Raw genomic sequence first — 12,688 nt, forward strand, 5'->3', positions numbered from 1 at the left:
CGGGAGGCGCCGGGGGGCGGGGCCGCCGTCAGTCGACGAGGTCGCCCTCGTCCGGGTCCGCGAGCTCGGCGCCGTCGGCGCGCGCGGTCTCGACGCCCTCGAGGAAGCCGCGGGCGCGCTCGGCCCGGGGATAGCGGGCCACCAGCGCCCAGAAGCGGGCGTCGTGGCTTGCCTCGATCAGGTGCGCCAGCTCGTGGACCAGCACGTAGTCGACGACGTAGGCCGGCATCGACCGCAGCCGGCTCGACAGCCGGATGCTGCCGTCGGCCGGCGTGCACGAGCCCCAGCGGCGCTGCTGGTTGTCGACCCACCGGACGCTGGCCGGCCGCGCGGCGCCGTCGAGGTGCGCCTGCGACAGCGTCCGGGCGCGGGCCATCAGCTCGTCGTCCCCGCCCATCGACCGGCGCCGGCGCTCCTCGCGGGTCTGCAGCTTGGCCACCATCTGCGCCACCCAGCGCCGCTCCTCGGCCGGCGTGAACGCCGCGGGGATGAGCACGACCGTGCGCCCGGACTCGCGGTAGGCGGTCACCGTCCGGCGGCGGCGGGCGCTGCGACGGACCTCGACCGGCCCGGGCGCGGACGAGGGGTCGGGGGTCGTTCCGGGCACAGCAGGACCGTAGCCAGCGGCCGGGGTCGACGCGCCCAGGGGCACCACCCACTCGGGTACGAGTCGCACGGACGGTGGACAGCCCGCCGCCCTCGGCGGCGGAGCGTCCGTCCACAGCCGTGTCGCGGCATCACCGCAGGTGACGGCCCCGCGACGGCGCCGTCCGGGCGATCCGCCCCGGGGGCCGTCCCCGGCTTGCGCACAGGGACACGCCGCCGGGTCCCCACGCTGCCCACAGCCCTGTCCACAGGCTGTGGGTGGGCTCCCCCACCGGGTCGGGCCGCCGCGGCGGGCGGACCGTGCGGTCCGGGTAGCGTTCCCCGCGACGGCGCCCGGAGCGGGGGTCGAGCAGCCGGAGGGAGAGACACGGTGGCGGAGAGCTACAACGGCTACTGCGTGAAGTGCAAGGAGAAGCGGGACTTCGACGGCGAGGTCAAGGTCAGCGAGTCCGGCCGCCGCATGGCCCAGGGCACCTGCCCGGTCTGCGGCACCAAGATGAACCGGATCCTCGGCAAGGCGTAAGGCGCTCGCACCGCCTCGACGGCGGCGTCCGCACGGCGGGCGCCGCCGTCGCCGTTCCCGGGCTGTGGACGACCGGAGCGCACCGACGCCGCCGGCTGACACCCTGCGCCGGTGCCCGATCCCGCCCACCCGCTGCTCCCGCCCGGCACGCCGCTGCTCCGCCGCGCGCCCGACACCCTGCAGGTCGGCGGTGTCGACGCCACCGGCGCGGTGCTCGCCGGGGCGGACGTGGCCGCCGTGACCGCGCTGCTGCGCGGGCTCGACGGTCGCCGCACCCAGCGGGCCGTCCTCGCCGACGCCGCCGCCGCGGGCCTGGACCCGGGCCCGGTCGGCGCCCTCCTCGACGGGCTGCGCGGCGCCGGTGCCCTCCTCGACCTCGACGCCGCCGACCTGCTCGCCGCCGACGCCGGCCCCGCCGCCACCGCCCGCACCGCCGCGGAGCTGCCGGCCGCCCGTGACGGGCGGGGAGCCTCCCGCTGGCGGGCCCGGCGGGCGGCCTCGGTCGTCGTGCACGGCGCCACGCGGGTGGGGGTTCCGCTCGCGGCACTGCTCGCCGCCAGCGGCGTCGGCCGGGTCACCGTGGACGACGACGGCGTGGTCGGTGCGGCCGACGCGGTCGTGGGCGGGCTGACCGCCGAGGACGAGGGGCGCCCGCGCGGGCCGGCCGCCGCCGACGCCGTCCGCCGCGCCAGCCCGCTCACCGACCTGCGTCCCCTGCCGCAGGGCGTCTCCCCCGACCTCGTGGTGCTGTCCCGGCCGTGGTCGGCGTCCGACCCGCTCGTCGCCGGCCTCCGCGACACCGGCGTGGCCCACCTCGTGGCGACGGTGCGCGGCGAGACCGGCGTCGTGGGGCCGCTGGTGGTCCCCGGGGTCACCAGTTGCCTGCGCTGCGCCGACCTGCACCGCCGCGACGCCGACCCGCGGTGGCCGGCGCTGGCCGCCCAGCTGACCGGCGGCGCGGACGCCCCGAGCGGGTCGACGCTCACCTGCTGGGCCACCGCGCTGGCCGCCGCCCAGCAGGTGCTGGCCTACCTCGACGGCAGCGGCAGCCCGGCCGCGCTCTCGGCGGTCGTGGAGCTGCGCCCGCCGGACCTGGCGCCGCGGCTGCGCCCCTGGCCGCGGCACCCGGGCTGCGGCTGCACCGGCACGGGCGCGGCCGCCCGCTCTCCCGGGTGAGGGCGGCTCCCGTCCGTCAGCGGCCCGTCGGTCCCTCAGGGGACAATGGCCGGGTGAGCGACGACGCACGGGGGATCCCGCGGGGCTCGATCTCGCGCACGGCGAGGTTGGCCTCCCTCCCCCTGGGGGCCGCCGGTCGCGCCACGCTCGGCATCGGCAAGCGGCTGTCGGGGCAGTCGTCCGAGGCGGTCAACGCGGAGCTGCAGCAGCGCACCGCCGAGCAGCTGTTCGCCGTCCTCGGCCAGCTCAAGGGCGGGGCGATGAAGCTCGGCCAGACGCTGTCGGTGTTCGAGGCGGCCGTGCCCGACGAGGTGGCCGCCCCCTACCGCGAGGCGCTGGTGAAGCTGCAGGAGGAGGCGCCGCCGATGCCGGTGCGCACCGTGCACGCGGTGCTCGCCCAGCAGCTCGGCGGGACCTGGCGCACCCGCTTCCGCGAGTTCGACGACCAGCCGGCCGCCGCCGCCAGCATCGGCCAGGTGCACCGCGCCACGTGGCGTGACGGCCGCGACGTCGCCGTCAAGATCCAGTACCCGGGCGCGGCCACCGCCCTCATGGCCGACCTCAACCAGCTGGCCCGCTTCGCCCGGCTGTTCGCCGCGGTGTTCCCGGGGCTGGACGTCAAGCCGCTGATCGCCGAGCTGCGGGCTCGGGTCATGGAGGAGCTCGACTACGGCCTGGAGGCCGACGCGCAGCGGCAGTTCGCGGCGGCCTACGCCGGTGACGGCCAGATCGTCGTCCCGCGGGTGGTGGCCAGCGCGCCGAAGGTGATCGTGTCCGAGTGGCTCGAGGGCCTGCCGCTGTCGCGGGTGATCACCGACGGCACCGCCGAGCAGCGGGACCGGGCCGGCCACCTGATGGCGGTGCTGCACTTCTCCGCGCCCTCGCGGGCCCGCCTGCTGCACGCCGACCCGCACCCGGGCAACTTCCGGCTCGTCGAGGGCGACCGGCTCGGCGTCATCGACTTCGGCGCCACCGCCCGGCTGCCCGACGGGCTGCCCGAGCCGATCGGCCGGCTGGTGCGGTGGGCGCTGGAGGGCCGGGCCGAGGACGTGCTCGCCGACCTGCGCACCGAGGGCTTCGTCCGGCCGGGCGTGGCGGTCGACGCCGCCGGGGTGCTCGACTACCTGCGGCCGATGCTCGAGCCGATCGTCAGCCACAACTTCCGCTTCACCCGCCGGTGGATGCAGGAGCAGGCCGCCCGCCTGGCCGACCCCCGCAGCGAGGCCAGCCGGCTGGGGCGCCAGCTCAACCTCCCGCCGGCCTACCTGCTCATCCACCGCGTGACCGTCGGGTCGATCGGCGTGCTGTGCCAGCTCGACGCCGCCGCCGACTACCGCAGCGTGCTCGAGGAGTGGCTGCCCGGCTTCGTCGGCTGAGCGCCCACGGACAGGAGGCCGGGTCCCCGACGCACCGGGAGCGTCGGGGACCCGGCCTCGGCCGGTCGGCCCCGCTGCAGGGCCCCGCCACGAGCTCGCGAGTGGTGGGGGGCAGCGGGGTCCTTCGTCAGCGGACCGCGGCGCTGGCCCGCGCGGCACGCCGGCTGGCGTACTCCGCGCGACGGGCCCACCGGCGGGCCGCCCGCAGCCGGCGCGTGCGCCCGGCGGCGTCGGCCTCGGCACGCAGCTCGCTCAGCCGCGTGACGGCGAGGTCGTACTCGTACGTGGTCATCTCGGTTCCTCACGGTCTCTGGTGGAACGTCTTCCGGTTCTTGTCGGCCCCGTCCCGAGGCTCACCCCGAGCCTGCGAGGGGTGAGGGGGACGGGGTCCTTCGTCACGCCGCGACGACCTTGCGGGGACGACCCCGCGGTCGCTTGCGCGGGATGACGACACCCCGCTCGAAGATCTCGCCGCCCCAGACGCCCCAGGGCTCGCCGCGGTCGAGCGCACCGGCCAGGCAGGCGTCGCGGACCGGGCAGTCGCCGCACAGGACCTTGGCCTGCTCGAGGGCCGCGGGGCTCTCGGCGAACCACAGGTCCGGGTCGTCGGTCCCGCGGCACGGCAGCGGTCGCCGCACCGGGGCCGGGGCCAGGGGCGTGTGCGGCGTCCTCGGCGGGGCGCCACCGGTCCGGGGGAGCCCGGTTCGGCGGTGGGACGTCGGGCGGTCGATCGTCTGTAGCACTGCCGCTCCTCCTCGTACTCGTCGTCTGCGCGGCCGGCGGGGCCCGCCGACCGGGTGGTCGGGGCCGGGTGCCGCGGAGAAAGACGAAGGCCGCGGATCCCGGGTTCGGGTTCCGCGGCCTCGAGGAGGACCGGTCGAGCGGCTAGCTCTGCGGTCTCCCCGGGGAGTGGATCCCGAGGGTGGTGCGCTGCGTGGAGATGTGGGTGTCGAAGACGTCGGTGCCGGTGACGCGGGTGCCGAACGGCGCGGCGGTGCCGCCGACGGTGGGCACACCGGTCCCCTGGACCGGGGCGTCGGGCGCCGTGCAGGCGCCGCCGATCAGCTCGGAGGGCACCAGGGCACGGACGAGCGCGTACCGGTCACGGGTGGGCGGAACCGCACCGGTGCCGGCCGGACGCACGTCGAGGGCGCCCCAGGCGGAGACCCCGGCGGGGGCGAGAGCGAAGCGCGTGTCGATCATCGGAACCCCTCCTCCCGGGGTCGGAGCCGGCTGTCGCACCGGGCTCGGTCTGGCGCGCCCGTGGTGGTCCCTCGGGCGCAGTCAGGACAGTAGGGAAGGTCGCGCGGGCGGCGCAACGCATTTAACGGGCGGGTCGCCCGACGGGTGGGCGCGTCCGCCGCGGACCGACCCGTCGGGACGATCCGTGACCGCTCAGCCGCTGAGGGTGGCCAGCACGTCCTCGCCGTAGAGGTCGAGCTTGCGGGCGCCGATGCCGGGCAGCCCGGAGAGCTCGCGCAGGCTCGAGGGCCGGGCCTCCGCGATGGCCTGCAGCGTGGCGTCGGTGAACACGACGTAGGCCGGCACCGAGGCGGCCTGGGCGGTGGAGCTGCGCCAGGCCCGCAGCCGCTCGAAGAGCTCACCGGCCTCGCCGTCGAGGACGACCTTCGCCTTCTTCGCCTTCCGCGGCGGCGCCGGAGCGGTGGGCGTGGACCCGGGGACGAGCCCGTCGAGGAAGCGGCTGCGCGGGCGGGGCCGCTTGGCCCCGGGGTTGCGGACCAGCGACCACGACAGCGTCAGCTGCTCCCGGGCGCGGGTGACGGCGACGTAGAGCAGCCGCCGCTCCTCCTCCACGGCGTCGGGCCGCGACAGCGACTGCGCGATCGGCAGCACGCCGTCGACCAGGCCGACGACGAACACCGCGTCCCACTCCAGGCCCTTGGCCGCGTGCATCGAGGCGAGCGTGACGCCCTGGACGGTCGGCGCGTGCTGGGCGTCGGCCCGCTCGGCGAGGTGGGCGACGAAGCGCGGCAGGTCGGTGGTCGGGTCCTCGGCCACGAGGTCGACGGCGAGGTCGACCAGGGCGGCCAGCGACTGCCAGCGGTCGCGCGCCGCTCCCCCGGGCGGCGGGCGGTGCTCGACCCAGCCGGTGGAGGCCAGCACGTCGCGCACGGTGGTCACCAGGGCGCCCGGCTCGCTGCCGCCCGCCGCGGCCCCGCGCAGCAGGACGACGGCCTCGCGCACCTCGGGCCGCTCGAAGAACCGCTCGCCGCCCTTGAGCACGTAGGGCACGCCGGCGTCGGCCAGCGCGGACTCGTACACCTGCGACTGCGCGTTGATGCGGAACAGCACGGCGATCTCCGACGCCGGCGTCCCGGCCTCGATCATCGCCCGGCAGGCCTGCGCGACGGCGGCGGCCTCGGTGGGCTCGTCGGGGTGCTCGAGGAAGCGCGGCTCGGGGCCCTCGGCGCGCTGGCCGAGGAGCTTGAGCCGGAAGGTGCTCCTCCGCTCCGGCGCCTGCCCGATCAGCTTGTTCGCCAGCCCCACCACCTGCGGCGTCGAGCGGTAGTCGCGCTCGAGCTTGACCACCGCGGCGTCCGGGAAGCGGTCGGCGAACCCCAGGAGGTAGTCGGGGTCGGCCCCGGTGAAGGAGTAGATGGTCTGGTTGGGGTCGCCGACGACGCACACGTCGGCCCGGCCGCCCAGCCACGCGTCGAGCAGCCGCTGCTGCAGCGGGTTGACGTCCTGGTACTCGTCGACGACGAAGTGCCGGTACTGGCCGCGCACCTGCCGGGCGACGTCGGGGTGCTCCTCGAGGGCGTAGGCGGTGACGAGCAGCAGGTCCTCGAAGTCGAGGACGCCGTCGCGCTGCTTGGCCGACTCGTAGGAGGCGTAGACCCGGGCGACGGTCGCGGCGTCGAACGGCGGCTCGCGGCCGGCGGCCTGCGCGCGCTTGGCGTAGTCCTCGGGGGTGGCCAGGGTGGTCTTGGCCCACTCGATCTCGCTGGCGAGGTCGCGCAGGCTGGTGCGGTCGGTGGTCAGCCGGGCGCGGGTGGCCGCCGACGCGACCAGGCGCAGCTTGTTGTCCACCAGCGGCGGCATGGGACCGCCGAGCACGCGCGGGGCGAAGTACCGCAACTGGCGCATGGCGGCGGCGTGGAAGGTGCGGGCCTGCACCCCGCCGACGCCGAGGCCGGCCAGCCGGGACCGCAGCTCCCCCGCCGCGCGGGCGGTGAACGTCACCGCCAGCACCTGCTCGGGGACGAACGCGCCGGCGTGCACGCCGTAGGCGATGCGGTGGGTGATCGTGCGGGTCTTGCCCGTGCCGGCACCGGCGAGGATGCACACCGGGCCGCTGACGGCCGAGGCCGCCTCGCGCTGCTCGTCGTCGAGGCCGGCCAGCACCGCCTCGGCGCCGGCGGAGGTGGCCGGGGACCCGGGCAGGTCGGCGGTCCGCGGCATGCGGGAGGTCTCCTCGGGGGACGGGGCGGGCGGTCGGCACCGAGTGTCCCAGCCGCTACCGACACCGGGCCGGGACACCCCGCGGGCACGGGAAGGTCCGCCCGCCGGTGCGCGTTCCTGACCGAGGGAGCACCGCTCCCCGAGCCGACGACCCCTGGAGGACCCCGAGTGACTGCCGCACCCGCCGCCGTGACGATGTACACCACCACCTGGTGCGGGTACTGCGTGCGGCTCAAGAAGCTGATGCAGCGCGAGGGCATCCCGTTCGCCGAGGTCGACATCGAGCGCGACGCCGCCGCGGCCGACGTGGTCATGCAGGCCAACGGCGGCAACCGCACCGTGCCCACGCTGGTCTTCGCCGACGGCACCGCGCTGACCAACCCCAGCATCGACCAGGTGCGCTCGCAGCTCGACCGGTCGCCGGAGGCCTGACCGGCGGGTGCTGCCGAGGATGGGGCCGGTGGCGGTGCATCATCGTGGCCGCGCGGGTCGCGACCGTGACCCCCACCCGACCACCGGCCACCGGGCCGCACACCTCGCGGGAGCCGCTGTCGTGACCTCGGACTCCGTGCCGTTCCCCGCACCCGGCCAGCCGGCCGACTCGCCGTCGGTGGTCGTGGCCCGCACCGGACGCGGCTGGCGGGTGTTCGCGCCCGGGTGCGCCCAGGACGTCGACGACCTGCTCGAGGGCCTGTCGCTGGCCGACCTGGTGGCCGAGGAGCTCGGCTCCCAGGCCGAGCCCGACCGCGCCGCCCGCCGGGCCGCCCGCGGTGCGACCGGCGACGCCGACGCCGAGGACCCGCGCGACGCCCGGATCGCCGCGCTGGAGCGGACGGTGGCCCAGCTGGAGCACGCCCTCGCCGCCCGCGTCGTCACCGAGCGGGCCATCGGCGTGCTCGCCGAACGGCACGCCACCGCGCCGCGGTCGGCCTTCGAGGTGCTGCGCGGTCAGGCCCGCTCGCTCGGGCGGCCGGTGCACGAGCTCGCCCGCGAGGTCATGGCGACCCTCGACCGGCTCGCCGACCCCACCCCGCAGCCCGCGGCCGACGCCGTCCCGGCGCTGGCGGCGGTCCCCCGCCGGACGGGGCCCCGGCGGGTCGAGCGCGGGTCCGTGCGCCCCGGCGCCTCCGTCCCGGCGGACGGCCGCCCCTGAGGTCGCCGCAACCGCTGACCCCGGGCGCGCTCGCCGACCGGCTGGCCGTCCTCCTCGCCGACGCCGAGCCGCTGCCCGGCGCGGCCGCGCTGCGGGTCGGCGTCGACGGTCCCGACGTCGCCGACCCGGAGACGCTGGCCCGCGACGTGGCCGCGCGGCTGCCGGCGCTGGGCCGCCCGGCGGTCGTCGTCCCCGCCGCCGGGTTCCTGCGGCCGGCGTCGCTGCGCTTCGAGCACGGCCGCACCGACCCCGACGCGCGCTACACCGACTGGCTGGACACCGGCGCGCTCGCCCGGGAGGTCCTCGACCGGGTCGGGCCGGGCGGTCCGGGCGAGTACCTGCCGGTGCTGTGGGACGTCGAGCGCGACCGCGCTGCCCGTGCCGGCTACGAGGCGATGCCGCCGCGCGGGGTGCTGCTGGTGCCCGGTGCGCTGCTGCAGGGTGCCGGGCTCGCCCTCGACGTCGTCGTGCACCTGCGGGTGGCCCCGCCCGCCCGGCGCCGGCGCTGGCCGGGCGAGCTCGCCTGGGAGCTGCCGGCCTTCGACCGCTACGACGACGAGGTCGACCCGGCCGCGCTGGCCGATGCCGTCGTGCTGGCCGACTCTCCCGGGCACCCGGCGCTGGTGCTGCAGGGCCGGTGGGCGCCGTCCGGGGATCAGGTGACCTGATCGTGGCGCGTCCTCCCCCACGGTGGGACGTGCGGGAGGACGCCCGGGGGTGCGGGAGGACGTCGCCGGGAGGCGGGTCAGCCCAGCTCGCCGTCGACCCAGCGGTCGATGAGGTGGCGGGCGATGGAGACCGGCGGCGGCAGCGCCTCGGGACCGCGGCCCGCGCGCAGCTCCTCGCGGGTGAACCAGCGGGCCTCCTCGATCTCGGTGGGGTCCAGGCGCAGCGTGTCGTCGCCCACCGCGCGCGCGACGAACCCGAGCATCAGCGACTGCGGGAACGGCCAGGGCTGGCTGCTCACGTAGCGGACGTCGGTGACGGCGAGGCCGACCTCCTCGGCCACCTCGCGGGCCACCGCGCCCTCGGCGGACTCCCCCGGCTCGACGAACCCGGCGAGGACCGAGTACCGCCCGGGCGGCCAGACCGCCTGCCGGCCGAGCACGCAGCGGTCCCCACCGTCGTGGACGAGCATGATCACCGCGGGGTCGGTGCGCGGGAACAGCTCGGTGCCGGTGACCGGGTCGCGCTGCACCCAGCCGGCCCGCTCGATGGTCGTCGGCGCCCCCGACAGCGGGCTGAACCGCGCCCGCTCGTGCCACTCGAGGATGCCGATGGCCTCGGCGAGCAGGCCGGCGTCGAGGTCACCGAGGACGGCGCCGAGCTCGCGCAGCCCGGTCCAGACGTCGACCGGGCGGCCGTTGACCGTCAGCGCGCGCTCACCGCGGACCGCGGCGTAGGGCGTGCCGTCGGCCTCGCCCAGGTAGACCGCGCCCAGCGGCAGCTCCGGCTGCTCGTCCCAGACCAGGGCAGGGCCGTCGGCACCCTCGGCCACCGGCACGGTGCGCCGCTCGTCGACGGTGAGCACCCGCACGGGCCGGCCGCGGGTGGGGTCGGGCAGCGAGCGGCCGAGGTGGTCGCGGTCGTGCGCCGAGCGGGACAGCACCGGGACGGTGCCCGTCGTCCGCGGGGTGCCGGCCGGCCAGGCCCCCCGGGAGACGACGTCGACCGGCGGGTTGTCGGCCGGCGTGCTCCCGCCCGGCGGGACGCTCACGCCGGGTCCGCCGCCGCGCTCGCGGTGACGTCGACCGGGCCGAGGGCACGCAGCGCGTCCGTGACCCGCTCGGCGTCGCCGACGACGACGCCGGTCAGCGCGGCCGGTGCCAGGTACCGCCGGGCGGCCTCCTGCACCTGGTCGACGGTGACCTCGGCCAGCGCGCGCTGGTGGTCGGCGAGCCACTCCGCCGACAGCCCCGACCCCGCCAGCGCCGAGAGCGTGCTGGCCAGCCCGGCGTGCGTGGCCGTGGACAGCGCCATGGACCCCAGGACGTAGCGGCGGGCGGCGTCGAGCTCGGCCTCGGTGACCGGGGTGAGGGCCATGCGGCCCAGCTCGGCCCAGGTCTCGAGGAAGGCCGGGGCGGTCACCTCGGTGGCGACGTCGGCCTCGACGAGGAACGACGATGCCGCGGCGAGGTGGTCGACGGCGCTGCGCGGGCTGTAGGAGTAGCCGCGCCGCTCCCGGATGTTCTCCACCAGCCGCGAGGAGAAGTAGCCGCCGAAGACCATGCTGGCCAGCCGGACGGCGGGCAGGTCGGGGTCGGTGCGCCCGGGCGCCGGCCCGCCGAGGCGGATGTTGGACTGCACCGCGCCCGGCCGGTCGACGACCTCCAGGTGCCCGGGGGCGAGCGTGGGCGCCGGGGGCGCGCCGACGGCGGAGCCCTCGCCGGTCCACTCCCCCAGCGCCGCGGCGACGGCGTCGGTGGCCCCGGCGGCGTCGAGGTCGCCGACGAGCACCAGCGTGCTGCCGGCCGGCAGCACCCGCTCGCGGTGCAGCCGGCGCAGCGCGGCGGCGCCGACCTTGCCGACCAGCTCCGGTGCCGGCAGCTGGGCGGCGTAGGGGTGGGCGCCGTAGCGGCGGGCGGCCAGCGCCGACCGGGCGATGACCCCGGGCTGGGAGCGGGCGATGGCGATCCGCTCGGCCACCCGGTCGCGCTCGGCCTCCACCCGGTCGGCCGGGTAGGCGGCGGCGGTGAGCACCTCGGCGAGGACCCCGAGCACGGGGGCGAGGCCCTCGGCGAGCAGGGTGGTGGAGAACAGCAGCCGGTCGGGGTCGGCGGCCACCGTCAGCTCGGCGCCGTGGCCCTGCAGCGCCTCGGCGATGCCGGTGGCGTCGTGCTGCGCGGTGCCGAGCAGGACCGCGCCGGAGAGCACCGACGCGCGGGCGGTGTGCTGCGCGGCGCCGCGCGGGGTGCCCGCGGCGAAGGGCACCCGCAGCCGCAGCTCCACCAGCGGGACGCCGGGCCGCGGCACGACGACGACCTCCAGCCCGCTCGGCAGCGTCGTCGTCGCCACCTCGGGGACCGGCTGCGGACGCGGCTCGCCCAGCGGGGGGATCAGGTCCAGGTCGAGGACCGGCGCGCTCACCGGGCACCCCCGGTGGCCCGCAGCTCCAGCACGGCGGCGGTGCCGGGATCGAGTCCCCGGGCCGCGGCCTGCACCTGGTCGGGGGTGACCGCGGCCAGCCGGGCGGCCAGCTCACCGGCCAGCTCGGCGCGGCCGTGGACCAGCTCGGCCGCGCCGAAGGCGAGCGTGCGGCCGAGGACGGAGTCGGCCTGGCGCAGCAGCTGGGCGCCGGCGCGGGCCTGCACCCGGGTCAGCTCCTCGGCCGTCACGCCCTCGCCGGCGACCCGGCCGATCTCGTCGTGGACGGCGGCGAGCACGTCGTCGACCGGGACCGACGCCGGGTGGTGCACCTGGGTGGTGAGCAGCGTGGCGTCGCGGACGTCGAACGGGTCGCCGAACAGGCCCACGTAGCTGCTCTGCGCCACCGCCAGCCGGTCGTCGTGCACCAGCCGCCGCTCGAGGCGGGAGGCGTCGCCCTCGCTGAGCAGCTCGGCGAGCAGCACGGTGCCGAGGTAGGTGTCGAGGTCGCCGACCGGGTCGGGCACCCGCCAGCCGAGCGCGACGGCGGGCGCGGGCGCCAGCCGGTCCTCGACGACGTCGCGGCGCACCGTCGTCGGCGAGGGCTCGCCGGTGTGCGGCGTGGGTGGCACGTCGCGGGCCTCGACCGGGCCGAACCAGCGGCGGACCAGCCGCTCGGTCTCCGCGACGTCGAGGTCGCCGCCGATGCACAGCACCGCGTTGCCGGGTGCGTAGTAGCGGGAGAAGAAGTCGGTGGCGTCGGCGACGGTGGAGCTCTCCAGGTCGACGAAGGACCCGTAGCCGTCGTGGGTGTTGGCGAAGCTCTCGAACGCGATCTGCGGCAGCTGCAGCCAGGGGAAGGCGCCGTAGGGGCGGTTGAGCACGTTGACCCGGATCTCCTCCTTCACCACGTCGATCTGGTTGCGGAGGTTCTCCTCGGTGATGGCCGGCGCCGCCATGCGGTCGGCCTCGAGGAACAGCGCGCGCTCGAGCGCCTCGGCCGGCAGCGCCTCGTAGTAGTTCGTGTAGTCCTGGTGGGTGGAGCCGTTGAACGTGCCGCCGGCGGCCTGCACCAGGCGGGCGTGCTCCATCTTCGGCACGTGCGCCGAGCCCTGGAACATCACGTGCTCGAAGAGGTGGGCGAACCCGGTGCGGCCCTCCGGCTCGTTGCGCATGCCCACGTCGTAGAAGACGGTCACGGCGACGACCGGCACGCTGCGGTCGGGCGCGAGGACGACCCGCAGCCCGTTGTCCAGCGCGAGGCGCTCCACCGGGTGCCGCAAGGTCAGATCGGCCCCGACTGCTGTCACGGACCGACCCTAACCACGTCCGACGACGCGGCGCCGG

14 protein-coding genes are annotated in these 12,688 nt (G+C 77.3%); 6 read left to right on the top strand and 8 right to left on the bottom strand.

The genetic code is table 11. The annotated features are described in order from the left end of the window. Positions 1–28: 28 nt before the first annotated feature. On the bottom strand, positions 29–607 hold the full coding sequence (locus ACI8AD_RS15360) for a M48 metallopeptidase family protein (RefSeq protein WP_456871386.1): 579 nt from the start codon (positions 605–607) through the stop codon (positions 29–31). Between the two features lie 369 nt (positions 608–976). On the opposite strand from ACI8AD_RS15360, the gene ACI8AD_RS15365 reads away from it, so the two are divergent. The 3 genes from ACI8AD_RS15365 to ACI8AD_RS15375 all read left to right on the top strand — a co-directional run bounded on the left by ACI8AD_RS15365 (position 977) and on the right by ACI8AD_RS15375 (position 3,681). Next, positions 977–1,129, top strand: coding sequence for a DUF5679 domain-containing protein (locus ACI8AD_RS15365; protein WP_012950213.1), 153 nt, complete (start codon positions 977–979; stop codon positions 1,127–1,129). A 111-nt stretch (positions 1,130–1,240) separates the two neighbouring features. Continuing rightward, positions 1,241–2,305 (top strand): ThiF family adenylyltransferase, encoded by a 1,065-nt coding sequence (locus tag ACI8AD_RS15370; protein ID WP_456871387.1) that lies wholly within the window; start codon positions 1,241–1,243, stop codon positions 2,303–2,305. A gap of 53 nt (positions 2,306–2,358) precedes the next feature. After that, positions 2,359–3,681 (top strand): ABC1 kinase family protein, encoded by a 1,323-nt coding sequence (locus ACI8AD_RS15375; protein WP_456871388.1) that lies wholly within the window; start codon positions 2,359–2,361, stop codon positions 3,679–3,681. 127 nt (positions 3,682–3,808) lie between these two features. On the opposite strand, the gene ACI8AD_RS15380 is transcribed toward ACI8AD_RS15375, so the two are convergent. From ACI8AD_RS15380 to ACI8AD_RS15395, 4 genes are all read right to left on the bottom strand, one after another. Beyond that, the gene (locus tag ACI8AD_RS15380) at positions 3,809–3,973 is read right to left on the bottom strand and encodes a hypothetical protein (protein ID WP_456871389.1); all 165 of its coding nucleotides are present in this window, start codon (positions 3,971–3,973) and stop codon (positions 3,809–3,811) included. A 103-nt stretch (positions 3,974–4,076) separates the two neighbouring features. Then, positions 4,077–4,319 (bottom strand): WhiB family transcriptional regulator, encoded by a 243-nt coding sequence (locus ACI8AD_RS15385; protein ID WP_281252181.1) that lies wholly within the window; start codon positions 4,317–4,319, stop codon positions 4,077–4,079. A 247-nt stretch (positions 4,320–4,566) separates the two neighbouring features. Next, complete coding sequence (locus tag ACI8AD_RS15390; protein ID WP_456871390.1) at positions 4,567–4,884, bottom strand: hypothetical protein; 318 nt, start codon at positions 4,882–4,884, stop codon at positions 4,567–4,569. Positions 4,885–5,076: 192 nt separating this feature from the next. Then, positions 5,077–7,104: an ATP-dependent helicase gene (locus tag ACI8AD_RS15395; RefSeq protein ID WP_456871391.1), complete on the bottom strand. Its 2,028-nt coding sequence runs from the start codon at positions 7,102–7,104 to the stop codon at positions 5,077–5,079. A 168-nt stretch (positions 7,105–7,272) separates the two neighbouring features. Between ACI8AD_RS15395 and ACI8AD_RS15400 the strand changes: the two genes are divergently transcribed. From ACI8AD_RS15400 to ACI8AD_RS15410, 3 genes are all read left to right on the top strand, one after another. Further along, a complete protein-coding gene (locus ACI8AD_RS15400; protein ID WP_456871392.1) occupies positions 7,273–7,536 on the top strand; it encodes a mycoredoxin in 264 nt (87 codons plus the stop codon). Positions 7,537–7,657: 121 nt separating this feature from the next. Beyond that, positions 7,658–8,257 (top strand): ANTAR domain-containing protein, encoded by a 600-nt coding sequence (locus ACI8AD_RS15405; protein WP_456871393.1) that lies wholly within the window; start codon positions 7,658–7,660, stop codon positions 8,255–8,257. A gap of 146 nt (positions 8,258–8,403) precedes the next feature. Beyond that, the gene (locus ACI8AD_RS15410) at positions 8,404–8,925 is read left to right on the top strand and encodes a uridine kinase (RefSeq protein ID WP_456871394.1); all 522 of its coding nucleotides are present in this window, start codon (positions 8,404–8,406) and stop codon (positions 8,923–8,925) included. 77 nt (positions 8,926–9,002) lie between these two features. Here ACI8AD_RS15410 and nudC read toward each other — a convergent pair whose 3' ends face one another. The 3 genes from nudC to ACI8AD_RS15425 are packed head-to-tail and all read right to left on the bottom strand — an operon-like array spanning position 9,003 to position 12,651. Then, positions 9,003–9,974 (bottom strand): NAD(+) diphosphatase, encoded by a 972-nt coding sequence (nudC, locus tag ACI8AD_RS15415; protein ID WP_456871395.1) that lies wholly within the window; start codon positions 9,972–9,974, stop codon positions 9,003–9,005. Next, positions 9,971–11,344: a M16 family metallopeptidase gene (locus ACI8AD_RS15420; RefSeq protein ID WP_456871396.1), complete on the bottom strand. Its 1,374-nt coding sequence runs from the start codon at positions 11,342–11,344 to the stop codon at positions 9,971–9,973. The genes nudC and ACI8AD_RS15420 overlap by 4 nt, the downstream gene beginning before the upstream one ends. After that, the gene (locus tag ACI8AD_RS15425) at positions 11,341–12,651 is read right to left on the bottom strand and encodes a M16 family metallopeptidase (protein ID WP_456871397.1); all 1,311 of its coding nucleotides are present in this window, start codon (positions 12,649–12,651) and stop codon (positions 11,341–11,343) included. Before ACI8AD_RS15425 ends, ACI8AD_RS15420 begins: the two co-directional genes overlap by 4 nt. Positions 12,652–12,688 lie beyond the last annotated feature (37 nt).

Source organism: Geodermatophilus sp. SYSU D00766 (assembly GCF_054049915.1).